We start from the raw sequence: 25,702 nt of genomic DNA on the forward strand, positions 1-25,702 counted from the left end.
ATGCCAGCAGATTCGATGTCGGAACCACAGCGTTCGCCCTGCCAGAAAACGGTACTGACGCACGCGCCGTACTGGCCGCAGCGTTCGCTGCCTACGGCAAACCTCAAGAAATCCTTTCCGACAATGGGGATGCGTTCGCCACCTACCACCGTGGTTTTCTTTCTGCTACTGAAACTTGGCTCGCTAGTGAAGGTGTTCTTGCTATTGCTGGTTTCGCCCCGACAACCCAGGGAAAAGACGAGCGCTCTCACCGCACGTTGACCCAGTTCCTCGATGCACGCCACCCAGTCAGCCTTGCTGAGGTCAACACATATCTGGCTGAATACCGCCAGGTCTACAACGAACGACGACGGCACCAATCACTGCTTATCGGCAAAATGCACATCACCCCACGCCAAGCTTTCGATACCTTCCCCAAAGCACCATCACCTCAGCATCCACTCGATCCCGAGCAGGTCTGGGCCCGCATAGTCGCCTATAACCAAGCACACAACCCACAAGCAGTATCCGAAATGCTAAACGGCCCCGCGGAAGCGGCAACTTCACACGAGGCCAACACCGATGACATGGCAGCTTTGCAAGGCATACCTCCCACCGATACCCCAACACTAACGGCGCTGACGACACAATCAACAAACCATTGGGGCATCCCAGACCAACTCTGCGTAAGCAAAGATGGCGTTGTACGCGTGTGCGGCTTCGGTCTCTACATTGGTCTGAGGTTTAAAAACCGCAGACTCTACTCCACAGTCACAGCCGATAACGTTGCGGAGTTCTACACGGCCCATGACGGTGAATTCCTCTTCAGCGTGCCACTGCCGATCACGTTGAGCCACTGGCCACCAGGTGGCCAGATCAACATCAACCTCGTTGAAGGAATGAAACACCGCCAACCACCACGGATGAACCCGAAACTATCCAAACCCCGGCCCAAACGCAGGCCACAACCATAAACCGCTAGAAGTGTCCAAGACCTCCATGGATTCCGTGTCCAAAAAGACACCGGACTCCATGTCCAAAAACCCTATGGACATAACAAACCTAGGCGGGCGCGGAGCTTGGCGACGACCCCCTCGACCTGCTCATCCAGTGCTTCGCGGGGGCCGTTGTTGTCAATGATGAAATCAGCGGCAGCACGCCGCACATCGTCCGGAATCTGCGCCGCGATCCTGCGGCGTGCGTCCTCCTCATCCAGCCCGCGGTATGCCACCAGGCGGTGCACACGCTCCTCTGCGTCAACGTCAACAACAATGGTGGCGTCCATATCCTTGTGGAGTCCTTTGTCCACGAGGAGCGGCATGTCATAGACCACGAAATCCGCACCAGCTTGCCGCGCTTCGTCGAAGCGGGCTTGGGTTTCCTCGTTAATGCGCGGGTGCGTAATCGAGTTGAGCACAGCGGTCTTCTCGCGACTAGAGAAGGCACGGGAAGCTAGCAACCCCCGGTCCAGGCTCCCGTCTTCTTGGAGAATGTCTTCCCCGAAAGCCTGCGCCAGTTCTGTGAGCGCTGGTTGACCCGGTTCAACAATGTCCCGGGCTATCTGATCGGCATCCACTAATTCCCAGCCGTGGCGCACGAGAAGCTGCGCTACAGTCGATTTTCCGCTGCCGATTCCGCCAGTGAGTCCAATGAGTTTCATACCGGCTTAGGATACGCGAAAGGCCGCCCCTCCCACAGCGGGGAGAAGCGGCCTTTCTGCAAGAACTAGATCGTCTCGGACTAAACGGCGGAGCCTATCCAAGAGGACTTAGTTTTTAGTTGCCAGCGAGCTTGTCGCGCAGAGCAGCAAGCTGCTCGTCGGAAGCGAGGGAGCCGCCAACCTCTGCCTGAGAATCGGATGCCGGAGCTGCATCCTGAGACTCGGAAGAGTAGTTGGAGTTGGCAGCGGACTCGGCGGCCTCAGCGGCTGCAGCACGGTTGCGCTCGATCTGAGCGGTGTGCAGGTTGAAGCGACGCTCGGACTCAGCGTAGCGAGCCTCCCAAGCCTGGCGCTGCTCGTCGTAGCCCTCGAGCCACTCGTTGGTCTCCGGGTCGAAGCCCTCCGGGAACACGTAGTTGCCCTGCTCGTCGTAGGAGTCAGCCATGCCGTACTTGGACGGATCGAACTCGTCGGTGTAGTCCTCGTCTGCCTGCTTAACGGACAGGGAGATGCGGCGACGCTCGAGGTCGATGTCGATGACCTTGACCATGACTTCCTGGCCAACGTTGACAACCTGGTCCGGAACCTCCACGTGACGCTGAGCCAGCTCGGAGATGTGGACGAGACCCTCGATGCCCTCCTCGACGCGAACGAAGGCGCCGAACGGAACGAGCTTGGTGACCTTGCCCGGGACGATCTGGCCCACAGCGTGGGTGCGGGCGAAGACGCGCCACGGATCTTCCTGGGTTGCCTTCAGGGACAGGGACACGCGCTCGCGGTCCAGGTCGACGTCGAGAACCTCGACGGTGACCTCGTCGCCCACAGTGACAACCTCAGACGGGTGGTCGATGTGCTTCCAGGACAGCTCGGAAACGTGAACCAGGCCGTCGACACCGCCGAGATCGACGAAGGCGCCGAAGTTGACGATGGAGGAGACAACGCCCTTGCGGACCTGGCCCTTCTGCAGCTGGTGTAGGAACTCGGAGCGGACCTCGGACTGGGTCTGCTCGAGGTATGCACGGCGGGACAGGACAACGTTGTTGCGCTGCTTGTCCAGCTCGATGATCTTGGCCTCGAGCTCCTGGCCGATGTACGGCTCCAGGTCGCGGACGCGGCGCATCTCAACGAGGGATGCCGGAAGGAAGCCACGGAGGCCGATGTCCAGGATGAGACCACCCTTGACAACCTCGATGACGGTGCCGGTGACCGGCTCTTCCTTGGCGTGAAGCTCTTCGACGGCGCCCCAAGCACGCTCGTACTGTGCGCGCTTCTTGGACAGGATCAGACGGCCTTCCTTGTCCTCCTTGGTGAGAACAAGTGCGTCGATCTCGTCGCCGACCTCGACAACCTCATCCGGATTGACGTCGTGCTTGATGGAGAGCTCGCGGGACGGGATGACGCCCTCGGTCTTGTAACCGATGTCGAGCAGGACCTCGTCGTGGTCAACCTTGACCACGGTGCCCTCGACGATGTCACCATCGTTGAAGTACTTGATGGTGGCGTCGACAGCTGCGAGGAAGTCCTCTGCGGTTCCGATGTCGTTGATCGCAACCTGAGGGGTGTTAGAAGTTGGCATGTAGTTATGCTCCGAATAAACGTAGGAGATCGTAATTGGACAGTTACGCGTCTCTTGAAAAGCGTCATTAAGCAGCGCGAATGCGCAAGGCTTAAGATGGATTTCAATCCCGACTCGCAGCCGTGCCGAGCTCTCCTACAGTAGCCCAGCGCGTCCCGAGTCATAGACACGCCCGTACAACCTTACATCCTCGCAGCTAAAACGGCAAATGCGCCATGGAAAAAGAATTGGGAAAGGAAGAATGTCTGCAGCAGCGTTTTCGGCATCCTCTGCCAACCGCGATTTTTGGGATCGTGACGCCGATTCCTACCACGCGGAACACCCCGAGTACCTATCCTCTTTCTACTGGTGCCCGGAAATGCTGCATGAGGCTGAGGCGCAGCTGCTTGGCGACGTCTCCTTCGCCACCGTTCTCGAGCTCGGTTGCGGCTCCGCGCCGTGCACGCAATGGCTGCAAGGACGCACGCGCTTTGCGACGGGTTTCGATCTCTCGTCGGGAATGCTCTCCCATGCCGCGCCCGAGCTACCGCTAGCCCAAGCTGATGCCCTAGCGCTTCCCTATCGCGACGGGTCCTTTGACGTCGTCTTCTCCGCCTTCGGAGCCTTGCCCTTCGTAGGAGACCTGGACGCGGCGCTGCGCGAGGTCCACCGTGTCCTGCGCCCACGTGGACGCTTTGTCTTTTCTGTGCCGCACCCAATGCGCTGGGTCTTCCCCGACGATCCCCAGAACCTCACAGCAGAGCTGTCCTATTTTGAGCGCGCCTACCTCGAACAGGATGCCAACGGTGAGCTTAGCTATGCCGAGTTTCACCGCACGATGGGTGATTGGGTGCGAGCACTACAGGTTCGCGGTTCCTTCGAGATTTGCAACCTCATCGAACCCGAGTGGCCAGAGGGCCTCGACATCACGTGGGGCCAGTGGTCTCCAGAACGAGGTGTAATTTTCCCCGGCACCGCCATCTTCGTGTGCGAAGCACGATAGCCCGGACGCCTGCCCACCCTGGTGCGGAGTGTGCCGCCCGCAGCGAACTAAGCTGGCAGCCATGCTTTTAGAACGCCTCGGGATTTTTCTGCGCCGCACGGTGGCCTGGTGGATTGACGCCTTCCTTGCCGCCGCTGTCATCGTGGTGATCAAATGGGCAATCAACCTCAGCACCGACGGAGTATTGAGCGGCAGAGCAGGAGCTATCTACGACATCATCGCGCTCGCCCTCGTCTTCTACGTCTACCGGGTGTGGGCGGAGTCAATTAAGCACACTTCTCTGGGCAAGTGGTCGTTGAAGCTAGAAGTCATTGCTGAGCATCCCGGAATCGCCAGCGCAGCAATTCGCAACAGCTGGCTACTCCTTACTCTTGTTGCACTGACAGGGCTCCCCTATGTTGAGGCAACCATCTTGGCCATCCTTGGCCTCAGCGTCCTTGTGCTGGGCCAAACCCCCTTCGACCTACTCGCCGGGTGTTTGGTCGAGCGCCGCACGCCCACCGAGGACGAGCGCGCGGTGGGCTTGACCTAACCTCTAGTACACTGCGGAAGCCCTAGTGCGCTGCAGCATCCCAGTTCTTGCCCACGCCAACGGACACCTCGAGCGGAACAGTCAACTCGATAGCCTTGTCCATTTCGCGTTCTAGGATGCGCTGTACGTCTTCTGCCTCTCCGGGAGCCACCTCCACGACAAGCTCATCGTGAACCTGGAGCAGCACGCGCGAGGCCATGCCTTCAAGGGCCTTATCCACACGGATCATGGCAACCTTGATGATATCCGCAGCAGTTCCCTGGATGGGCGCGTTCAAGGCAGCGCGCTCAGCGTTCTCACGGGCCACGCGGTTATCCGAGTTTAGCTCCGGCAGGTAGCGGCGGCGCCCAAAGACCGTGGAGGTATAGCCATCCTTTCGGGCCTGCACCACCACCTCGTCGAGGTAGCGCTTCACGCCGCCGAAACGCTCAAAGTAGCTCTCCATAATCTCCTTAGCCTCGCGCGCTGGGATACCCAGCTGCTGCGATAGGCCAAAAGCGGAAAGTCCATAGACCAAGCCATAGGACATAGCCTTGACTCGGCGGCGCAGCTCCGAGGTGACCTCATCGACAGGCACGTCGAAGACCTTGGAGCCGACATAGTTGTGCAGGTCTTCGCCTTCGCGGTAAGCCTCGATGAGCCCGGGGTCCGCGGAGAGATGCGCCATGACGCGCATCTCAATCTGGGAGTAGTCGGCCGTAATCAAGGTCTCAAAGCCTTCGCCGACCACAAAAGCAGATCGGATCTGGCGTCCTGCCTCAGTGCGCACCGGAATGTTCTGCAGGTTCGGTTCCGTCGAGGACAGGCGGCCCGTCGATGCCACCGTTTGGTTAAACGTGGTGTGGATGCGGCCATCCGGCTGAATGGTCTTAATGAGACCTTCCAGCGTTGTCTTCATCTTCTGATACTCGCGGTGGGCCAGCAGGTGATCCAAGAAGGGGTGCGGATGCGTTGCAGCAAGCTGCTCAATTTCCTTAGCCGCGGTGGAATAGCCGGTCTTGGTCTTCTTCGTCTTCGGCATGTCAAAGGTATCGAAGAGCACCGACTGCAGCTGCTTCGGGGAATTCAGGTTGAGAGAATCATCACCGGCCAGTTCGCGGGCGGCGCGTTCCTGTTCATTAACCTGCTCAATGAAGGCATCACGCTGGGTTTCCAAGACGTCCCTATCGACCGCAATACCGGCGGCTTCCATGCGGGCAAGGATGCCTACCAGCGGCAACTCTAGGTCGGTATAGAGCTCGAAGGAGTCAATCTCCTGGAGTTGACGCGTTAGTTCTGCCGCTAACTCCATAATGGCAGCGGCCTGATCCACCAGTGGGTTCTCATCAAGGATGGAGAGCTGCTCCGTGGCCGCGCCGAGGGACTTCTGTAGGTGGCGCTGGTACACGTCCGTCAACGCATACGTGCGCTGACCCGGACGCAAGACGTAGGCGGCAAGGGCGGTGTCGTGAGCAATTCCGCGCAGTTCAATCCCCCGGCCGGCCAGCATGTGCCAGGCGGCCTTCGCCTCGTGTAGGTATTTCGGCGCGTCTGATGACAACCACGCGGCCAGCGCGGCGTCGTCCTTAGCATCGAGATCTGCTAACTCAATCTGGCGGCCCTCAAAGGAGGAATCGACCAGTGCCAGTGCTGCAGCATCACCCGCGCCCGGGGTCCCATCACCTTGTACGAAGACTGCTACGTCTTCCTTACCCTCGAGCCACTCAGCCAGCGGAGTGTCCACCACGGTAACCGTGACGTCCGGGGTTTCCTCAGCCGCAGCAGCTTCCGCGGCGGCGTCGTGCGGGACGGCGTTGAGGACCCGCTCGCGCAGGTTGGTGCCGAATTCCAACTCGTCGAAGCGAGCCGCAACCTCGCTGGCCACCGCACCCTTGAATTCCAGGTCTGCCGGGCCGACCTCCAGGTCCATATCCGTCACCATTTGGGTGAGCTGTCGGTTGAGCTTGACCTGTTCGATGCGGTCGCGGAAGTTCTGGCCCGCCACTCCCTTGATCTCCTCGGCATGCTCGATGAGCCCGTCGAGGGAGCCATACTGGGTAATCCATTTCGTGGCGGTCTTCTCCCCCACCTTTGGAACGGAGGGCAAGTTATCGGAAGGATCTCCGCGCAGGGCAGCAAAGTCCGGATATTGCTGCGGGCTCAGGCCGTACTTCTCCTCCACGGCCTCCGGGGTAAAGCGATGCAGCTTGGATACCCCGCGCATGGGATAGAGGACGGTCGTGGAGTCGTCGACAAGCTGCAAATAGTCGCGGTCACCGGTGACCAGGAAGGTCTCATAGTCCGCGCCCGCCTGCGTGGACAACGTAGCCACGATGTCATCGGCCTCGAAGTTCTCGCGCGACAGCGTGGTGATTCCCAACGTCTCCAAAACCTCACGGATGAGCTCAACCTGCCCCCGGAACTCTTCCGGCGCGGCTTCGCGCTGTGCCTTGTAGTCGGGGAACATCTCCGTGCGGAAGGTCTTGCGGCCCACGTCGAAGGCTACCGCGACGAAGTCCGGCCTCTCCTCCGCCAAGATATTCGCCAGCATGGAAAGGAATCCGTAGACCGCATTCGTATGCTGCCCGCCCGAGGTAGAAAAGTTCTCCGCGGGCAGTGCATAAAATGCGCGGAAGGCCATGGAGTGGCCGTCGATGAGCAAGAGTCGGGGCTGAGAAGTAGTCACCCGGCCCATCCTAACGTGTTGCGCCAATCAGCACCGACGCTGCCCTTAGGCAGGCAATTAGGTTCCCATTGGTTAGCTGCGCTAGTATCGTTGCTTGTGCGCCCCTGTAGCCCAATTGGCAGAGGCAACGGATTCAAAACCCGTGTAGTGTGAGTTCGAGTCTCACCAGGGGCACAATTCCACCCCGCGACAGAGAATGTTGTGGGGTATTAGTGTTTTCAACCGAAAGGAACCCGTCATCATGCGTCGCACGATCATCGCTTTGAGCACCGCAGCCGCCCTTACCCTGGGCGGTACTACTGTTGCTACCGCTGCTGAATCCAGCACCGACAAGGAAGTTTCTTCCAAGGTGGAAGGCTCCTCTTATTACCAGGAGCTGCGCAAGTCCGCAGCCTCCTCCGATGACCCGCAGTTGAATACCTTCTACACCGTGCTTCTCGACGGTCTCGTAGGACTCGCTGCCTTCGCCATCTTGGGCTCAATCTATGGCGAAGTGGCCAAGCGCTTGCCGATGTAGTCAACGTATAACCTTCTATGGGCTGAATAGTTTGCATAAGCGCGTCGCACAATGAGAGAATAAGGAGTCATCTGCTCATTCCTCTCCCTCGGCACGGCATCCCCACCGAGGAGACTGTCAACGTTACTTTCGGTTTATGCACTATATTCTTAACGCCATTCGCGGCGCCCTCATTGGCATGGCCGAGCTGGTCCCCGGAATTTCCGGAGGCACCGTCGCGCTCATCGTAGGCATCTATGAACGCGCTTTGCACAACGCCAATGATCTCATTTCCGGCCGTTTCAAAAAGGTTGAATGGGGCTTCCTCGTCTCAGTCGCCGCCGGCATGTTCCTTGCCGTCTTCGGTTTTTCCACGCTGCTCCACAACTTTGTGGAAGGGCAAGTGTCCTTGTCCCGCGCATTGTTCCTCGGCATGGTCGCCGTGTCCATCATCGTTCCAATTAGCATGATGTCGCGGTTTACGCCCGCGTCCATCGCTGCATTCATCATCGCCACCGTCGCGATCTTCTTCGTTACCGGCTTTACTTCAACGCCTGTCGAGGACCCCAGCCTGATTGTGGTGTTCTTGGTGGCCATGGTGGCCGTCTGCGCGCTCGTTCTCCCCGGCGTGTCGGGCTCACTCATCTTGCTGACGATGGGCCTCTACCAGCCTGTCATTGGCGCGGTCTCTGACCGGGACATGACCGTTGTGGGCGTCTTCGCCCTCGGCGCGGTGTGCGGCCTTGCCGCGTTCGTCAAGGTATTGAATTACCTACTCGATACCCACCGCGATCCGACCCTCGCCGCAATGGCCGGCTTTATGCTGGGCTCACTTCGCGCATTGTGGCCGTGGGGCGCGGACCAGGATGCTTCCACACCGCTTATCCTGCTCATGTTCGCGCTCGGCGGCATCATCGTCGCCATTTTCATCGTCGTGGATAGGCGCAAAGCCGCAAGTTATCAAGAGAGTTAAAGCATGAATAAGAAGAAGGCCGTCGTGGGCGCCGTCGGAGCGCTGGCCTCTGTTGCCCTCTCCGGCTGCGTCACCAACGAGGAGCCGGCGCTGCCAGAAGGCTGGTCAGAGCCTAACGTGGACGAAGTACCCGAGATCGCCGCGATGTACCAGGACGCAGATGGGGTCCTCACCGTAGGCACAAACCCACCGTTTGCGCCTTTCGAGTTCAAGGATTCCGATGGTTCACTCATCGGTCTTGAAATGGACTTGGCCAATGCAGCCGCTCAAGTGATGGGCCTCAAATTCCAGCCGGTGGAGCAGGACTTTTCCATGATTTTGCCGGCAGTCCAGTCCGGGCAGATTGATCTCGGCGGGTCTGGGTTTACCGATACCGATGAGCGCCGTGAGAACTTCGATTTCGTCGATATCCTCTACGCCGGCATTCAGTGGGCGGAGCTCACCGACGGCCCCAACAAGGTTGATCCATCGAATCCCTGTGGCCTCACCGTCGCGGTGCAGCGCACCACCGTGTCTGAGACTGACGACTTGCGTCCGAAGCAAGAAGCCTGCGATGGGGACCTAACCATCCTTCCCTATGACACGAGTGACAACGCCGCCCTTGCGGTACTCATGGGCCGCGCGGACGCACTTTCGGCGGACTCACCAGTCTCTGCGTGGGCGGTCAACCGCTCGGATGGGCGTATGTCCATGGTCGGCGAAATGTTTGACGCCGCTCCCTATGGGTTTGCCGTACCTAAGGACTCCGAGCTCGGGCCTGCCGTGGCGGCCGCGCTCCAGCACCTTATTGACACCGGGGCCTACGCAGAAATCCTCGAAAAATGGGGCGTTACCGAGGGGCTCGTCGAACACGCAATGATTAATGAAAGGCCGATCAATGACTAATTCCTCTCTCCCGGCAGCATCGGATTCTGCGGCTTCGGCTACCCCACCAAAGATCGAAGCCCGGCCACTTCGCCACCCGTGGCGATGGGTCTTCGCCGCCCTCCTCGTTCTCCTTGCTGTGTGGTTCGTCATCTCTTCGGCACGCAACGAGGCCTTCGGATGGGGCACTTACTTCCAGTACCTCTTCGACACTCGCATCGCCACCGCCGCGCTGCATACCATCGCGATTACGATTCTGGCGATGATCATCGGCGTCGTGGGCGGCGCCGCTCTCGCCGTGATGCGTATGTCCCCCAACCCCGTGCTCGGCGGTGTGTCCTGGCTCTTCCTGTGGCTATTCCGAGGAACCCCGATCTACGTGCAGCTCGTCTTCTGGGGTCTGCTCTCCGCGCTCTACCAATCCATCAACCTCGGGTTTACGGAGATTTCTCTCACAGAGGTACTCACCAATGCATTCCTACTCTCCGTGCTCGGTTTGGGCCTGAACGAAGCCGCCTACATGGCGGAAATCGTCCGCTCCGGAATCTCCTCGGTTCCCGAGGGCCAGAAGGAAGCCAGCAAGGCCCTGGGTATGGGCTGGTGGATGACCATGCGCCGCACGGTTCTCCCGCAAGCCATGCGCATCATCATTCCGCCGACCGGTAATGAGTTCATTTCTTTGCTGAAGACGTCTTCCCTTGTGGTGGCAATTCCCTACACCGCAGAGATTTTCGGCCGCGCCACGGATATTTCCGCTGCGCTTTTCGAGCCTATCCCGCTTCTCATGGTGGCAGCGACGTGGTACTTGGCCATCACCTCGCTTCTTATGGTGGGCCAGTACTTCTTGGAGCGCCGCTTCGAACGTGGCGCCACCCGCGAGCTCACCGGCCGCCAGCTGGCTGCGCTGGCGGATGCTGAAGGAACCATTCCCCGCAACGTGTCTGTCATCCCGGAGGTAAAGAACTAATGACCACCCCAATGATCTCTGCACAGAATGTGTATAAATCCTTCGGTCAGCTCGAGGTTCTCAAGGGCATCGATCTCACCGTCATGCCCGGCGAGGTCACTTGCCTACTGGGCCCCTCCGGTTCCGGAAAATCAACCTTCCTTCGCTGCTGCAATCACCTAGAGAAGGTCACGGCCGGCCGCCTCTACGTCGACGGCGAGCTCATCGGATTCCGTGAACGCAACGGCGTGCTCTATGAAATCTCCGAAAAGGAAGCCGCCGCTCAGCGCCAAGACATCGGCATGGTGTTCCAACAGTTCAATCTGTTCAGCCACCGCACAGTCCTGGAGAACATCATCGAGGCCCCCGTCCAAGTGAAGAAGCAGAATCCAGAACAGGCAAAGAAGAAAGCGATGGAACTGCTGGAAAAGGTGGGCCTCGCGCACAAAGCAGATGCGTACCCGGTGCAGCTTTCCGGTGGTCAGCAGCAGCGCGTCGCCATTGCCCGCTCTGTGGCCATGGATCCAAAGCTGATGCTTTTCGACGAACCCACCTCCGCCCTCGACCCCGAGCTGGTCGGCGAGGTCCTCCGCGTTATGAAGGAGCTTGCCGCCGATGGCATGACCATGCTCGTCGTTACTCACGAGATGGGCTTTGCACGTGAAGTCGCCGACAACATCGTCTTCATGGACGGCGGCAGTGTCATTGAAACCGGCACCCCCGAGCAAGTCTTGGACAATCCGCAGCACCAGCGCACTAAGGATTTCCTCTCTTCGCTGCTCTAGCACGCAGCATCACTACCGCAACTGCCCTAGTTGCCAACACCTTTGCTCCGCCCGCAGGCAGGTTCAGGATCATTGGCAGCTAGGGCAGTTTCCTATTTGAACTCGACCAAGACAAAACTCCGGCCAGTTCACAAAGGTTAGTTGGCCGGAGTTTCAGGATTCAGGGAAAGACGTGGGCTCTACTCGGAGTCGCCTTCATCTTCCGCAGTCTCAGCGGGTTCTTCAGATTCCTCGGCAGATGCCGAGTCCATTGGGCTATCCGCAGACTGGGCCTGGATGACGTCATCCAACACAGCGTGGATATAAGGTGCTGCCTTGTCATTGGAGTATTCCGAGGCAAGCTCGACACCTTCGACGAGCGCGGTAGCGTTAGGCACATCCGCGTTGAAGAGGATTTCCCATACCGCTACGCGCATGATCGCGCGATCGACAGCCGGGATGCGCTCGAGCGACCACTCGCTGGAGAGGTAGCGGGCGATCGCATCATCGATGTCATCCAGTTCTTCGGCAGCTCCGCTGACGATTTCGCGGGTGTAGTCCGCGACCGGCGCCACGCCGTTTTCAGGGTCGCGGGCCAGCTCTACGCGGTCCTCAACGATGGCTACCGGATCGACATCGCGCGATTCAGCTTCGAAAAGAATATCCGCGGCGCGGCGACGTGCTCGGTAGCGCGCCGTGTGGCGCTTATAGTTTGGCTCTGGTTGGGTCATCTTAGTTGTTGACGCGAGAGAGGTACTCGCCGGTACGGGTATCAATCTTGAGAACGTTTCCGATCTCAATGAACAGCGGAACCTGAATCTCGGCACCGGTCTCGAGCGTTGCCGGCTTGGTGCCACCATTGGAGCGGTCACCCTGCAGGCCCGGTTCGGTGTGCTCCACCTTCAGGTCAACGGAGATCGGCAGCTCGCCGAACAAAGCCTCACCGTCATGGAAGGACACCTGAACGCGCATGTTCTCCAGCAGGAACTTGCCAGCGTCGCCGAACTTATCAAACGGCAGCTCGAACTGCTCAAAAGTCTTATCATCCATGACCACGTAGTTCTGGCCATCGTTGTACAGGTAGGTCATGTCGCGGCGGTCGACGTTTGCGGTCTCCACCTTGACACCAGCGTTAAAGGTCTTGTCGGTCACCTTGCCAGAGACCACGTCCTTGAGCTTGGTGCGCACGAATGCCGGGCCCTTGCCGGGCTTGACGTGCTGGAACTCAACAATCTGCTGCAGCTTGTTGTCGATCTTCAGAACGAGGCCGTTCTTGAAATCAGTGGTATCTGCCATGAAATGACTCTCCCAAATAACTTGTAGTCGAAACTATGAAAACAGTGTCTAAGCATACCGTACGCGCATCGAGTACGGCGCCAAGGGGTGCTAGCTACAGCACCTGAAGGTCCTTCGGGTAAGCCGTGATGATCTTCGGGGCCCCTGAAGTGATAATGAGGCTGTCCTCGATGCGCACTCCTCCCTTGCCTGGGACGTAGATGCCGGGCTCAATGGTCAGGGTCATGCCCTCAGCCAACGTGCCCTTTCCGGTTGTGGCCGCATAAGGCCCTTCATGCACGTCGAGACCAATGCCGTGGCCGGTAGAGTGAACGAAGTAGTCACCATAGCCAGCATCGGCAATAATGTCGCGGCAGGCCGCGTCGACGTCGACAAGCTTGGCACCTGGCACCGCTGCCTTGACGCCCGCTTCCTGGGCGCGCAGGACAACGTCATAGATTTCGCGGGCGAAATCAGAAACCTCACCGATGACGAAGGTACGGGTGCAGTCTGAGTTAAAGCCGCGGAGGTGAGCGCCGAAGTCAATCGTTACCAGATCGCCCTTGCGCAGTTCGCGGTCATCCGCACCATGGTGGGGCTTTGCAGAGTTCTCGCCGGAGGCCACGATGGTGTCGAAGCTCACGCGTTCCGAGCCAAGCATGCGCATCCGGTATTCAAGGTCGGCAGCTACCTGACGCTCCGTGCGTCCAGCGGCTACTTCCCCGGCCTCGACGAGTTCGGTCAGCGCCTGGTTTGCCAAAGCTGCGATTTCTTCGAGTTTTTGAAGCTCGACATTGTCCTTGACGAGGCGAATCTTCTCTACCACGCCGGTGACAGGCACCAGAGTAACGCCCTCCGGTTTTGCTTTCTCCAGCCGCTCAAGTTGTGAAACAGTGACATAGTCGGCTTCATAGCCAACGCGAAGGTCCTCAGAAACCTGCCCCAGCAGGTGCGGGCCCACATCGCGGCCGAGTGTGGCTTCGATATCCGGGACCTCTTCCGCAATTTGTGTGGTGTAGCGGCCGTCCGTGGCCATGAGCGCGGAGAGGTCCTTGCGCAACAGTAGACCACCATTCGAACCGGAGAAGCCGGTGAGGTAGCGCACGTGCGTCAAATGGGTGACGATGATCGCGTCGACGCGCTGACCAGATAGCTCGGTCATGAGCTTGCGGCGGCGGTTGCTATAACGAGTATCGGCTAATGCCATGTGAGAACCACTCCATTCATTTCAAGCGATACTCCATGATAGCTAATTTGCGAGGAAGTACCCCAGTGCCGCGACATATCCATAAGAGCCAAGCCCAGCAATGACACCGCGTGCGATCGGGCTCAGGTAGGAGTGCTGGCGGAATGCTTCCCGCGCGTGCACGTTGGATAGGTGTACCTCAACGAAACCTGCGCCATCGGCTACTTCCGCTAGGGCATCGCGCAGTGCCACCGACGTATGCGTAAACCCACCCGGATTGATGATGACGGGCCAGCCTTCGTCGGCGGCGCGATGAACCTGCTCGATGAGCTCGCCCTCGTGGTTGGACTGGAAGAAGACGATCTCTTCCTCCCCCGCCGCTGCGCGGACGCGACGCTCGATGTCCACTAGGGTTTCGCTGCCATAGATTTCTGGTTGGCGCTTGCCCAGACGGTTGAGGTTCGGGCCGTTAAGAACGAGAATGGTCATGGCAAACTCCTTAAGCTTTTATGAGGCGAGCTGCGCATAGGCTGCGCGCAGCTCGTCGACGGTAGCATCTTCCAAGCGCGTGGTTTCCCCGATTCCCGAGAGGGCCACAAAACGGATGTGGCCGCCGCGGTTCTTCTTGTCATGGCGCATGCCATCCAGCAGCTGTTCGAAATGGCCCTGCTCATAGGTTGTGGGCAACCCAATTCGGGTGAGAATGTCGCGGTGGGTGGCTACAAGGTTGGCGCCGATAAGCCCGCGTGCGTGGGACAAGTAGGCGATGAACATCATGCCCACTGCTACCGCGCGGCCGTGGCGCCAGGTGTAGTTTTCGCGGCGCTCCACCGCATGGCCGAAGGTGTGGCCGTAGTTGAGGGTCTCACGCAGCCCCGATTCTTTTAAGTCCTGGCCAACCACGTGCGCCTTGACCGCGATGGAACGCTGGATGAGCTCTGGCAACAGGCCGTCGGGGTCCAGGCAAGCGGCAGGATCCGCAAGGTAATGCTCGATGATGCGCGGATCATGGATGAAGCCAGTCTTGATGATCTCCGCAGAACCGGCGACGATTTCGTCGGCAGGCAGGGTGCGCAGGTGGTCCAGATCGACAAAGACTGAGTCCGGCTCGTGGAAAGCCCCAACAAGGTTCTTGCCTGCGGCAGTGTTAATACCTGTCTTTCCGCCGACGGCCGCGTCCACCATCGCGAGCAGTGTGGTCGGCGCCTGGATAACTGGGATGCCGCGCATCCACGTCGCTGCGGCAAAGCCTGCCAAGTCGGTCACGGCACCGCCGCCGAGACCAATAGCGGCGTCACGGCGGCTGAAACCAGCCTCCCCTAAGGTATCCCAAAGCCGGGCAAGTACATCGAGCTGCTTAGCTGCCTCTGCATCAGGTACCTCGACCAGAGTTGCCTCTATTCCCTGTGCACGGGCTTGCTCGGCGAGGTCACCGGCAGCCTGCGCGAGCGGCGGCTGGTGAATGACCGCCACCTTAGCCGCTCCAATGTCCGCCACGCGCCCAATCACTTCTGTGCTCAGACCAGTGCCAATTGTGACCTCATAAGGTGAAGGTCCTTTAACCGGAATAGTGTGCATGAGTAGTGCTCCTTTGGCTGGGCTAGCGGTGATTGTGCGGCTTCATCATGAGGTTAAAGCAAAACAGCCGGCGATTTAGAGGGTTTCAAGGAAACTCAGAATATCGCCCACTACCTGTTGCGGGGAGCGCACACCAGTGCGCACCTTCAAATCAGCTACCTCCGAGTAAAGGGGGCGGCGCGCCTCCAAAAGCTGGGTATAGTGCGCCAATGGATCTGCAGATTCCAACACGGGGCGGTTCGCATCACCCAACGTGCGGCTTACGCCTTCTTCCGGCGTGACATCGAGGAATACGACGGTCAGGTTATCGAGCAAGGCACGTGTGGATTCGGTCAGCACTGCTCCGCCGCCGAGGCTCACGACCCCAGTGGTGGCCAGTGCCTCGCGCACCGCTTCTGCTTCTACCTCACGGAATGCCGGCTCACCCAGTTCAGAAAACACTTCACCGCAGGCCTTGCCGTAGCGGGCCTCGATCAGATCATCAGAATCAACAACGTCACAATTCAGCGCCCGCGACAAACGGCGGCCAATCGTAGTCTTTCCGGAACCGGGAGGCCCAACTAAGACAACGCGTGGGGAGCTCATGCTTCACCCCAATCCAAGCGGCTTGCCACATAGTCCTGGTAGGAGGCGATGTTCCGCTTAGTCTCAGCGAGGCTATCTCCACCAAACTTTTCCAACACGGCGCGCGCGAGGACCAACGCCACCATTGCTTCTGCAACAACACCAGCAGCAGGAACCGCACACACATCGGAGCGCTGATGGATGGCAGTCGCCGCTCCACCTGTGGCCATATCCACCGTCTTCAAGGCGCGCGGAACTGTGGAAATCGGCTTCATCGCCGCGCGCAAGCGCAGCGTCTGGCCGTTGGTCATTCCACCTTCTAGACCGCCCGCCCGGTTAGTTTCTCGATCCACGCCGCGATCGGTTCGGACCATCTCATCATGAGCCTCGCTTCCGCGACGGCGGGCCTCAGCAAAACCATCACCGACTTCAACGCCCTTGATGGCCTGAATGCCCATCAAGGCGGCGGCGAGCTGTGCGTCGAGACGGTCCTCCCCTGACGTGTGCGAGCCCAAGCCAATTGGCAAGCCCTCCACGATGACCTCAACGATGCCGCCAAGGGTATCGCCTTGCTTCTTAGCGGCTTCAATCTCTGAGATCATAGATTCCTCTGCGGCCTTATCGCAGGCCCGAACCGGAGAAGCATCGATGGCCTCGATTTCTGCAAAGCTGGGCGACGGGCCTTCATAGGGCTCAGAGGCACCAATCGAAATCACGTGGGAGAGTACTTCGACTCCCAAGGTTTCACGAAGGAAGTTGCGTGCGACGGTGGCTGCAGCCACGCGGGCGGCGGTCTCGCGCGCGGAAGAGCGCTCCAGGATGGGGCGCGCCTCCGAATGATCAAACTTCACCATGCCGGCAAAATCGGCGTGGCCGGGGCGCGGGCGGGTCAGCGGGGCGCCGCGACCGGAAGCCATAGCTTTAGCGGACTCCGGATCCTCCGGATCCAAGGCATCGGGCGACATGATGGTGGTCCACTTTGGCCACTCAGTGTTGCCGATCATGATGGCGATAGGACTGCCCAGGGTCAAGCCGTGGCGGATGCCGCTGAGCAGGGTGAGGTCATCAGCCTCAAACTTCATGCGCGCGCCACGCCCATAGCCAAGGCGGCGGCGAGAGAGCTGGAGAGCGATGTCGTCTTGGGAAACGGGAACCCCGGCCGGCATGTGCTCAATGAGTGCAATGAGCGCTTGACCGTGAGATTCACCTGCGGTAGTCCAACGAAGCATGCGGACTATTATCGCATGCCAGGGCTTCTTTCGTGGTCACTAGGCCAACTATCACACCGTGTTGGGGCTAAAGAACACGACGAGAGCCGCAGCAAACAGCATCCCGGGACCATGCGCAGGCGCCCTATCCCGCGTGATGATTCCCCACAACACGGTGCTGAGCGCCGCCCCCATCATCGCCAACGCAACCCCTGGTAGGCCCGCTGCGTGGGCGGTCACCATTCCCAGAGGCAGAGCTAGCTTGAGGTCGCCCCCGCCCACGCTTCCTGCACGGCTAAAATGCGCCACTAACACGTACAGGCCTAGCCAGAGCAGGCCCGCCAAACTGAACCAGCACAACGATAAAGCCGCGGCCGGCAGCGTCAGATAATTAGGCAAGCGCTTAAAGCGCAGGTCATAAACAATTAAGGCGCACCCCCACGCCAAGAAAAGCACATCCCCCATAGCCCGCAGCCTACCGCGCGGAAAGACAAGGCGCACGCGGTGGTTTGGGGGAACCGATCAGGGTAGCTTGAGCGCCTTGTTTAATGCAGCCAGCATCTCTGCCCGTGGAGCGGTGTGCCTTGTAAACTGCTCGAACTGCGAATAGGCCTGGTTGGCCAGCATGACGTGCCCGCCGACTGTCGGGTAGCCGTCGGCAGCGGCATAAACGGTCAACGGAGTTGGCCACGGATCATAGATAACGTCAAATACCGGAGCTTTGGCCAGCTGCGTTAGGTGCTCTTCCACGGCGGCGGAGGGAACGGTGGAGACCACGAGTTCTACCGAACGCGCAAGCCCCGCGAGATCATCGCTGAACGTTGCCGCGTGGAGGGTGAGGCCAAGGTCATCAGCCAGCGGGCGCAGCTCGGCGATGCGGTCGGAGCGATTGAGCACCGTAACGTCCTGCACACCGCGCTGGGCTAGGCCCCACAGGACAGGCCGTGCGGTTCCACCTGCTCCGATGAGCAGTGCCGTCGACGGTTGGGACGTTCCAAGCAGCTCGTCGAGCGCGCCCAGAACTCCCTCAGTATCCGTGTTATCCGCACGCCACCCGTCTTCGGTGCGCACCAGGGTATTCGCGGAGCCGATGAGCTCGGCGCGTTCGCTGACGATGTTCGCGCAAGCGAGTGCGTCGAACTTGAGCGGCATGGTGACCGAAAAGCCGCGGTACTCCTCCCCCGCATCGGCGAGGAAGGCAGCTAGGTCCGTCACCTCAATCTTGGTGTAGTCCCAATCCTCTAAATTCACAGCTTCATAGCCTGCGTTATGGAGGACCGGGGACAAGGAATGAGCGACAGGGCTGCCCAAAACTGCGGCGCGGGGCATCAGGTTACTGCTCCTCAGCCGGTGGCTCGCCAGCGCCTTCGCGCTGGCTGTCAAGGATGCCGGAGCGAACAGCGTCATCGACGTTGGCGAGGTGCTCGTCGTAATTATCGGTAAACACCGTGGTGCCCTTGTCGTCGACGGTGACGAAGAAGAGCCAGTTGCCCTCCGCGGGGTTCTCCATGGCCCCGATGGCTTCCTCCGAAGGAGAAGCAATCGGTGAATCTGGGAGACCATCCTTCGCGTAGGTATTCCAAGGAGTCTCGCGGTGGCGATCCTCATCGGTAGTGGCCAGCTCAACATCCTCGAGGCCATAGTTGACCGTGGAATCCAGCTCAAGGCGCATCGGCTCATCAAGGCGGTTGAGGATTACACGGGCGACCTTGTCAAACTCACCGGCCGGGGACTCGCGCTCCACCAGCGAAGCCGCAGTAAGAAGCTCGTAGGGCTTGAGGCCAATTGCCTGGGCGCGGTCAACGATATTGGTGTCGTTGTACTTCTTCGTCGAACGTGTGATGAGATCCGTCAGGATCTCCTTAGCGTCCATGTTCGGATCGAGGACGTACTGGCCCGGAGCGATAAGGCCCTCAATACGCTTGGGGTCCTCACCGCGGGCACGAATTTCCTCCAATGCCCACTCCGGCGCACCCAGCTCAGCAGGATCCACCGTGGCCGCGATCTTCTCCAGCTCCTCGGCGGATACGCATTCGCCCTCCTTGCAGGAGACCTGAGAAATCAGCGAGTAAATACCGTAGCGGACATCACCGCCGACCACGTTGACGTCGAGAAGCGTAGCTCCGCCCTGCACGTCGAGGAGGTCAACCATGTTGCCCTCATCAAGCAGCGCTTCGACGGCAGACTTCGCGCTCATCTCCTCCTGAAGGCGGTAGAATCCAGGCTTGATTTGGCTCGCGCGCGGATTCGAGTTGGCCGCAGAAGAGAAAGCTTCGGGCGTCTTCACCACGTTCTTCTCCGCCAATTCAGGTGCCAGCTCGCTCATCGACGAGCCCTCCGGAACCTGAACAAGCTGGGTTACTCCATTGCCCTGCCCCTCATAGTCCAAGGTGCTGCCCCCTCCCAACAGGCGGAAACCAATGTAGCCAAGTCCACCGATGATCAGGACCAAGCTCGCAATGAGCACGGCCATGCCGCGCTGACGGCGCTTGACATATTGGGGTTCCATCGAGCGTCCGATGCGTGAAGGTTTACGGCTCACGTACTTCGTCTCCTACGTTTGAAGGGCTGTGGCCGTTCAACGCGAAATGGCGCGCATCCAGCCAGGATTGCAAAATTTCCACCGCGGCTGCTTGGTCAATCACCGAGCGACCTCGCTTCTCTGACACGCCAGAGGCCCGCAATGCGGAGGAGGCGACCACGGTAGTAAGGCGTTCATCCACCATACGCACGGGCGGAGGTTCTTTCATCCTGTCATCTTTTGCCAAGCGGCGGCGGATACGAAACGCGATTTCCTTGGCATGTTTAACACTTGATGAACCATTGCCCTTGAGATCACGCGGCAAACCAACGGCTACCTCAACGACGTCATACTCGTGAATCAGCTCAAGCAGGCGGTCAATATCGCCCTTGTCGCGGTCTTTAAACCCGGTCTCACGCCGGACGGTTTCGACCGGCATGGCCAAGCGCGCGTCCCGGTCAGAGACCGCCACGCCGATGCGGACGGTACCAACGTCGAGGCCCAAACGGCGCCCCGGGCCGGGATCGTCCACGCCTGGTTTGTCGGGTTCTACGGCCATCGTGCTCCTCCTGATTCTGCGAGTCAGCTACAACTGCACGCCAACTAGGGCGAGTTCGTTAGTGGGCTTCGAGCTCATCACGGACGGCGTCGAAGGCCTGCTGGAGACCTTCAGCGTTGGCGCCGGAACCTTGAGCCATATCGGGCTTTCCGCCGCCCTTGCCGTCAACATAGCCAGAAATAACCTTGACCAAGTCACCAGCCTTGACGCCGCGCTCGACGGCAGGCTTAGTGGCGCCAACGATGAACGGGAGCTTGCCGCCCTCGTTCTCCGATGCCAGGACAACCACACCGGCGACATCACCGAGACGGTTCTTGATATCCGAGGCCAACGTGCGCAGATCACCGCCGTTTACTCCGTTAGGAAGTTTGACCGATACGAGGGTGTAGTCATTAACGGTGGTCGCACCAGAAATCATCTCCGCGGTCTGCGACATGAGCTGGGCCTTGTGCAGCTCCGCAATCTGCTTCTCAGCGGCCTTGAGCTTCTCCGTCAGCTGCGCGATGCGCTCCGGAAGATCCTCAGTCTGCACCTTGAGCTCGCGGGACACCCCTTCCACGAGTGCGGTCTCCTTGGAGTAGAAACGGAATGCATCCAAGCCCGAATAAGCCTCGATACGGCGCGCGCCCGAGCCCACTGAGGATTCACCGAGGACGGACACCGGGCCAATTTCGGCGGTGTTCTTCACGTGGGTACCACCGCAGAGCTCGATGGAGAAGGGGCCACCCATCTCCACGACGCGAACCTCGGAACCATAGTTCTCACCAAAGAGGGCCATCGCGCCCATCTCCTTGGCCTTCTCCAAAGACGTCTCGATGGTATTGACCGGGAAGTGCTGGTCCACCGCCTGGTTCGTCACCAAAGCGATCTCATCGAGCTGCTCCTGAGTGAGCTGGTCGGTGTAGTTGAAGTCAAAGCGCAGGTAGCCGGGTCGGTTCAAGGAACCAGCCTGGACTGCAGTCGGGCCTAGCACTTGGCGCAGCGCTGCGTGGATAAGGTGCGTCGCCGAGTGCGCCTGCACGGCGCCGTGGCGCCATTGTTCATCAACGGCAGCCGTTACGCCGTTGCCCAACTCAAGGCCTCCAGCGGTCACCGTAGCCTTGTGCACCCACAGCTTCTTTCCAATCTTCTGCACATCGTTGACCTCAAGGAGGGTCTCGCCCGCGATAATGCGGCCCCGGTCGGCGGTCTGGCCGCCGGCTTCGGCGTAGAGCGGCGACTGGTCCAGGATTACCTCGACGGTATCTCCTGCCTCGACCTCAGTAACCTTCTCGCCATCGCGCACAAGGCCGATGACCTTGGCCTCGGACTCCAGGGTCTCATAGCCCGTGAACAACGTCGGGTGGTTATCCACCCACTCGCGGTAGAGCGACAGGTCAGCATGACCATGCTTCTTGGCCTGGTTATCGGCCTTGGCGCGGCGGCGCTGCTCGCCCATGGCGGCGTCGAAGCCGTCCATATCTACGGTCAAACCGGCTTCCTGAGCCATTTCCAAGGTCAGGTCGATGGGGAAACCATAGGTATCGTGCAGTTCAAAAGCCTTCTCGCCGGAGAGGACCTTCGGGGTGGCCGCACGAGAGGTGCTCTTCAGTTCCTCCACGGCTTCGTCGAAAAGCTTGGTGCCTGACTCCAGCGTCTTCAGGAAGGCCTTCTCCTCCGCCACGGCAACGCGCAGGATACGCTCGCGGTTATCGGCGATCTCCGGGTAGGACGGAGTCATGGTGTCCATGATGGTGTTCATGAAACGCTCCATGGTCTCCCCCTTCGCACCAAGCAGCTTGGCGGAGCGGATGATGCGGCGCAGCAAGCGACGCAGAATGTAGCCACGACCCTCGTTACCGGGGGTAACGCCGTCCAAAATGAGCATCATGCCGGTACGCGAGTGGTCCGCCACCACGCGGAAACGGATCAGGTCTTCCTTCGGCGCATCCGGAACGTACTTCGCACCGGTAAGCTCCTCGGCTACGTCGATGACCGGGCGCAGCAGGTCCGTCTCGTAGACGTTGTCCACGCCCTGCAGGATGCAGGCCACGCGCTCGATGCCCATGCCGGTATCGATGTTCTTCTTGGGCAGCTCGCCCACGATCTCGAAGTTGCCCTTGCCGATGCCTTCGCCACGCTCGTTCTGCATGAAGACCAAGTTCCAGATCTCCATGTAGCGGTTATCGTCCGCAATCGGACCGCCATCCTGGCCATATTCCGGCCCGCGGTCATAGTAGATCTCGGAGCACGGACCACACGGTCCGGGAATACCCATGGACCAGTAATTATCTTCCATGCCCAGGCGCTGGATACGCTCGGTAGGCACGCCGATCTTGTTGTGCCAAATATCGGCCGCCTCATCATCGTCAAGGTAGACCGTGACCCACAAACGCTCCGGGTCGAGGCCCAAACCGCCTTCATCGACGGAGGTGGTCAGCAGGTTCCAGGCGTGGGTAATTGCGCCTTCCTTAAAGTACTGGCCAAAGGAAAAATTACCCGCCATCTGGAAGAAGGTATTGTGACGGGTGGTAATGCCCACTTCCTCGATGTCCAAGGTGCGCACGCACTTCTGGATAGAGGTCGCCGTGCCATTAGCAAAAGGCGGGTTCTGCTGGCCCAGGAAGTAGGGCTTGAAGGGAACCATGCCGGCGTTAACGAAGAGCAGGTTCGGGTCATCCAGGATCAGCGACGCGCTGGGGACGGCCTCGTGGCCGGCCTTGACGAAGTGCTGGGTAAAGCGTTCCCGGATCTCATGAGTCTTCACGAGCAAAATTCCTTCACTGTTGAATGGTTTCTAGTCAGCGCTCAACTTTACCCGTCCGGTGCTGTGCTTAGCGACGCCGCCCCCGGATGATGTCCCGCAGCCTTCCCAGGTACTCGCGCACACGCTTCTCCGCGCCATGGTCGGTGGGGTGATAATACTCGGCATCCGCCAGCGTCTCCGGCAAATACTGCTGGGACAGTACACCGCGCGGATCATCATGCGGGTACTGATAGCCCACTGCATTGCCCAAGCGTTTCGCTCCCTCATAATGGCCGTCGCGCAGGTGCGCGGGCACATGCCCGCTCTTGCCGGCGCGAACGTCGGCCTGGGCCGCGTTGATGGCGTTGATAACGGAATTGGATTTCGGTGCCGTAGCGAGATGGATTGTCGCCTGAGCCAGCGGAATACGCGCCTCGGGTAATCCGATAAGGGCCGCGGCCTCCGCTGCGGCCACGGCAGTGGGCAGCGCGGTGGGATCAGCCATTCCGATGTCTTCGGAGGCATGCACGATAAGCCGGCGGGCGATGAAACGCGGGTCTTCGCCTGCCTCAATCATGCGGGCCAGGTAATGCAGCGCGGCATCCACGTCGGAACCGCGGATGGACTTAATAAACGCGGAGACCACGTCATAATGCTGGTCGCCGTCGCGGTCATAGCGCACCACCGCGTGATTGACGTTTTCTTTGAGAACCTCAACGGTGAGTTCACCGCCATCGGGCACTGCCTCGGCCGCCGCCTCAAGATAGGTCAGTGTGCGCCGAGCATCGCCCCCGGCGAGCAGCACCAGCTGGTCTAGAGCATCGTCCGTTGCGGTGATCCTTCCCGCCAATCCCCGCTCGCTGGTCAATGCGCGCTCGGCGAGGGTGCGCAGGGAGGCGTCGTCCAGCGGCTCCAAGTGCAGCAACAAGGAACGCGAAAGCAACGGCGCCACGACGGAAAAGGAAGGGTTTTCGGTAGTGGCGGCCACGAGCAGCACGGTGCGATTTTCGACGGCCGCGAGCAGCGCGTCCTGCTGAGTCTTGGAGAAGCGGTGCACCTCATCGATGAACAGCACGGTGCGGCGCCCTTGAATCAGCTCACGGCGGGCATGGGAGATCACCTCTCGAACCTGCTTCACGCCGGAGTCTAGGGCGGAAAGCCCAATGAAGTTATCTCCCAAGGAAGATGCGATGAGTGAGGCCAGCGTCGTCTTTCCGGTTCCCGGCGGTCCGTACAGGATGACGGAGGCCTCGCCTGAGCCTTCCACCAGCCTACGCAGCGGGGTTCCCGGCTCCAGGAGGTGCTTCTGCCCCACTACTTCATCGAGGTTTTGCGGCCGCATGCGCGCGGCCAGCGGCGAACCGGGGTGGGTTGCAAACATATCGGGGCCACCCGGCAGGCTTGGCGCTGACTGGTCATCGCCGAAGAGTGACTCCTGCCCCATCAGGGCTCCCGGAGTCGAGAGGCCACGGCTCGCCCAAACTCGGCGACCGCGGAGCACCCGTCATTGCTACATTGCGCGGCAAACCGCGACAGCGCTTCGAAGGTCTCATAAAGATCGCGCCGAATCAGTATTTCATCCTCGCTGAACGGACCATGGTCGGATCGACGAAGCAGAGAACGGTGCGGGTCACGGTAGATCTCAGCGTTGCCTTCCGCCAACGCGACGACCCCTTCGATCCCGCCGGCATACATCGTGGTCACGCTCGACAGAGCCCAACCGATGAGGCAGGAGACGAGCAACTCGTGCAGCGTCTTCTCATCGGCGAGCTGCGGCCAGACATCGACAATGCGGCGCTGCCAGGCATGGATGAAAAGCCCCGCCTCGGCATCAGTGATCGGCCGAGAAAAAAGAAACTGCGGGAAGCCGGCCACCACGCAGGCCACGTCAAAGCCGACGTTGCGGAAACCGGCCCACTCATAGTCCAAGAAGGTCAGCGTTGAGCCGACGATGATGTTGTCTGGGGACAGGTCGAAGGGAGTAAAAGCGCGGTTGCGGCCAGAACTCAGACTCTGCATGGCGGCACGGGCCAATGTGCGGACGTGTTCCGGCGGTTCCAGTCCTGCCTCGCTGAGGATATCCGCACCAATCAGAATGGAGCTCTGCAAGGAATCATCGCGCAATGCCTGGTGCTCGGCGTATTCGGGATGCCGACGTAACTGGCGCTTGAGCAGGGCGTCATAGTCTTCTTCGCGCCCGGCAGTCCCAGCATGCATTTTGCCCAACGCGCTGCCCAGAGCCCTGAGCAGCTCGCCGCGGTCTTCATCACCGCTGCGCGCAAGGGTGTCCGCCAGGGTGTCGCCTTCGCCGGCGTCGGACAGCACAAGAATGCGCTTGTCCACGTCGTGTGCGAGCAACACAGGTCCTGGGCGGACCTCCTCAGACAGCGCCGTGGTGAACTGATAGGCCACCACTTCACGGAGAAGCGCGGCGTCATCAATAGTGTGCCCGGTGACCGGGTTGTACTTGATGACGACCGAACGATGCGGGAAGAAGGCGCTGGGAGTCGTCCGAGCACGAAGTACCACGGCATTGCCCGAGCCGGTGAGTTGCTCAACGTCACTCAGCTCAGGCTCCCCGCCATAGCGGCGCGAAATCATCTGTGAGGCTTCTGCTACCACGGCATCAGCCACAGAATTATTCATGGA

Annotated in this window: 25 protein-coding genes and 1 tRNA gene; 9 read left to right on the forward strand and 17 right to left on the reverse strand. The window is 59.9% G+C overall.

The genetic code is table 11. From position 1 onward, the window contains the following. Positions 1 to 953 (forward strand): integrase core domain-containing protein (locus tag ACUY3D_RS03990; RefSeq protein ID WP_448240383.1); only part of this gene is annotated, 953 nt, incomplete at its 5' end. 71 nt (positions 954 to 1,024) lie between these two features. On the opposite strand, the gene coaE is transcribed toward ACUY3D_RS03990, so the two are convergent. Next, the gene (gene coaE / locus ACUY3D_RS03995) at positions 1,025 to 1,639 is read right to left on the reverse strand and encodes a dephospho-CoA kinase (protein ID WP_448240384.1); all 615 of its coding nucleotides are present in this window, start codon (positions 1,637 to 1,639) and stop codon (positions 1,025 to 1,027) included. 115 nt (positions 1,640 to 1,754) lie between these two features. Next, positions 1,755 to 3,215 carry a 30S ribosomal protein S1 gene (rpsA, locus tag ACUY3D_RS04000; RefSeq protein WP_010190105.1) on the reverse strand — a complete coding sequence of 487 codons (1,461 nt, stop codon included), beginning with the start codon at positions 3,213 to 3,215 and terminating at the stop codon, positions 1,755 to 1,757. A 241-nt stretch (positions 3,216 to 3,456) separates the two neighbouring features. On the opposite strand from rpsA, the gene ACUY3D_RS04005 reads away from it, so the two are divergent. Further along, positions 3,457 to 4,197 (forward strand): class I SAM-dependent DNA methyltransferase, encoded by a 741-nt coding sequence (locus ACUY3D_RS04005; protein WP_070563315.1) that lies wholly within the window; start codon positions 3,457 to 3,459, stop codon positions 4,195 to 4,197. Positions 4,198 to 4,258: 61 nt separating this feature from the next. Further along, positions 4,259 to 4,729, forward strand: a complete 471-nt coding sequence (locus ACUY3D_RS04010) for an RDD family protein (RefSeq protein ID WP_070563312.1) — start codon at positions 4,259 to 4,261, stop codon at positions 4,727 to 4,729. Positions 4,730 to 4,751: 22 nt separating this feature from the next. Here the strand turns inward: ACUY3D_RS04010 and polA are convergent, their stop codons facing one another. Next, positions 4,752 to 7,403 (reverse strand): DNA polymerase I, encoded by a 2,652-nt coding sequence (gene polA, locus ACUY3D_RS04015; RefSeq protein ID WP_448240385.1) that lies wholly within the window; start codon positions 7,401 to 7,403, stop codon positions 4,752 to 4,754. A 91-nt stretch (positions 7,404 to 7,494) separates the two neighbouring features. On the opposite strand from polA, the gene ACUY3D_RS04020 reads away from it, so the two are divergent. From ACUY3D_RS04020 to ACUY3D_RS04045, 6 genes are all read left to right on the forward strand, one after another. Continuing rightward, positions 7,495 to 7,568 (forward strand) — tRNA-Leu (locus ACUY3D_RS04020). Between the two features lie 67 nt (positions 7,569 to 7,635). Next, positions 7,636 to 7,911 (forward strand): hypothetical protein, encoded by a 276-nt coding sequence (locus ACUY3D_RS04025; protein ID WP_070529889.1) that lies wholly within the window; start codon positions 7,636 to 7,638, stop codon positions 7,909 to 7,911. Positions 7,912 to 8,047: 136 nt separating this feature from the next. Then, positions 8,048 to 8,863 carry a DUF368 domain-containing protein gene (locus ACUY3D_RS04030; protein WP_144014764.1) on the forward strand — a complete coding sequence of 272 codons (816 nt, stop codon included), beginning with the start codon at positions 8,048 to 8,050 and terminating at the stop codon, positions 8,861 to 8,863. A 3-nt stretch (positions 8,864 to 8,866) separates the two neighbouring features. After that, positions 8,867 to 9,748 (forward strand): ABC transporter substrate-binding protein, encoded by an 882-nt coding sequence (locus tag ACUY3D_RS04035; protein ID WP_144014763.1) that lies wholly within the window; start codon positions 8,867 to 8,869, stop codon positions 9,746 to 9,748. Next, positions 9,741 to 10,694: an amino acid ABC transporter permease gene (locus ACUY3D_RS04040; protein WP_070522219.1), complete on the forward strand. Its 954-nt coding sequence runs from the start codon at positions 9,741 to 9,743 to the stop codon at positions 10,692 to 10,694. The genes ACUY3D_RS04035 and ACUY3D_RS04040 overlap by 8 nt, the downstream gene beginning before the upstream one ends. Next, a complete protein-coding gene (locus ACUY3D_RS04045) occupies positions 10,694 to 11,458 on the forward strand; it encodes an amino acid ABC transporter ATP-binding protein (RefSeq protein WP_070522216.1) in 765 nt (254 codons plus the stop codon). Before ACUY3D_RS04040 ends, ACUY3D_RS04045 begins: the two co-directional genes overlap by 1 nt. A 179-nt stretch (positions 11,459 to 11,637) precedes the next feature. Here ACUY3D_RS04045 and nusB read toward each other — a convergent pair whose 3' ends face one another. From nusB to ACUY3D_RS04115, 14 genes are all read right to left on the reverse strand, one after another. Next, positions 11,638 to 12,168 carry a transcription antitermination factor NusB gene (gene nusB, locus ACUY3D_RS04050; protein WP_070529882.1) on the reverse strand — a complete coding sequence of 177 codons (531 nt, stop codon included), beginning with the start codon at positions 12,166 to 12,168 and terminating at the stop codon, positions 11,638 to 11,640. Between the two features lies 1 nt (position 12,169). After that, the gene (gene efp, locus ACUY3D_RS04055; protein WP_070522210.1) at positions 12,170 to 12,733 is read right to left on the reverse strand and encodes an elongation factor P; all 564 of its coding nucleotides are present in this window, start codon (positions 12,731 to 12,733) and stop codon (positions 12,170 to 12,172) included. A 94-nt stretch (positions 12,734 to 12,827) separates the two neighbouring features. Next, positions 12,828 to 13,919 (reverse strand): M24 family metallopeptidase, encoded by a 1,092-nt coding sequence (locus ACUY3D_RS04060; RefSeq protein ID WP_269948121.1) that lies wholly within the window; start codon positions 13,917 to 13,919, stop codon positions 12,828 to 12,830. 42 nt (positions 13,920 to 13,961) lie between these two features. Continuing rightward, positions 13,962 to 14,387, reverse strand: a complete 426-nt coding sequence (gene aroQ, locus ACUY3D_RS04065; protein ID WP_269948120.1) for a type II 3-dehydroquinate dehydratase — start codon at positions 14,385 to 14,387, stop codon at positions 13,962 to 13,964. Positions 14,388 to 14,405: 18 nt separating this feature from the next. After that, positions 14,406 to 15,476 (reverse strand): 3-dehydroquinate synthase, encoded by a 1,071-nt coding sequence (gene aroB, locus ACUY3D_RS04070; RefSeq protein ID WP_448240386.1) that lies wholly within the window; start codon positions 15,474 to 15,476, stop codon positions 14,406 to 14,408. A 75-nt stretch (positions 15,477 to 15,551) separates the two neighbouring features. After that, positions 15,552 to 16,061: a shikimate kinase gene (locus ACUY3D_RS04075; protein ID WP_070522199.1), complete on the reverse strand. Its 510-nt coding sequence runs from the start codon at positions 16,059 to 16,061 to the stop codon at positions 15,552 to 15,554. Next, the gene (aroC, locus tag ACUY3D_RS04080; protein WP_070522195.1) at positions 16,058 to 17,269 is read right to left on the reverse strand and encodes a chorismate synthase; all 1,212 of its coding nucleotides are present in this window, start codon (positions 17,267 to 17,269) and stop codon (positions 16,058 to 16,060) included. Before aroC ends, ACUY3D_RS04075 begins: the two co-directional genes overlap by 4 nt. A gap of 51 nt (positions 17,270 to 17,320) precedes the next feature. Continuing rightward, on the reverse strand, positions 17,321 to 17,713 hold the full coding sequence (locus tag ACUY3D_RS04085; RefSeq protein WP_167595597.1) for a prepilin peptidase: 393 nt from the start codon (positions 17,711 to 17,713) through the stop codon (positions 17,321 to 17,323). A gap of 57 nt (positions 17,714 to 17,770) precedes the next feature. After that, positions 17,771 to 18,577, reverse strand: coding sequence for a shikimate dehydrogenase (locus ACUY3D_RS04090; protein ID WP_269948117.1), 807 nt, complete (start codon positions 18,575 to 18,577; stop codon positions 17,771 to 17,773). A gap of 4 nt (positions 18,578 to 18,581) precedes the next feature. Then, positions 18,582 to 19,757: an endolytic transglycosylase MltG gene (mltG, locus tag ACUY3D_RS04095; RefSeq protein WP_193629426.1), complete on the reverse strand. Its 1,176-nt coding sequence runs from the start codon at positions 19,755 to 19,757 to the stop codon at positions 18,582 to 18,584. Between the two features lie 22 nt (positions 19,758 to 19,779). Beyond that, complete coding sequence (gene ruvX / locus ACUY3D_RS04100; RefSeq protein ID WP_070522183.1) at positions 19,780 to 20,328, reverse strand: Holliday junction resolvase RuvX; 549 nt, start codon at positions 20,326 to 20,328, stop codon at positions 19,780 to 19,782. Positions 20,329 to 20,386: 58 nt separating this feature from the next. Then, positions 20,387 to 23,074, reverse strand: a complete 2,688-nt coding sequence (gene alaS, locus ACUY3D_RS04105; protein ID WP_269948116.1) for an alanine--tRNA ligase — start codon at positions 23,072 to 23,074, stop codon at positions 20,387 to 20,389. A gap of 67 nt (positions 23,075 to 23,141) precedes the next feature. Next, positions 23,142 to 24,497, reverse strand: coding sequence for a replication-associated recombination protein A (locus tag ACUY3D_RS04110; protein WP_070522177.1), 1,356 nt, complete (start codon positions 24,495 to 24,497; stop codon positions 23,142 to 23,144). Continuing rightward, entirely contained in the window at positions 24,497 to 25,699 is a 1,203-nt protein-coding gene (locus ACUY3D_RS04115) for a phosphotransferase family protein (protein WP_070522248.1), read from the reverse strand. Before ACUY3D_RS04115 ends, ACUY3D_RS04110 begins: the two co-directional genes overlap by 1 nt. Positions 25,700 to 25,702 lie beyond the last annotated feature (3 nt).

This window comes from Corynebacterium guaraldiae (assembly GCF_053480195.1).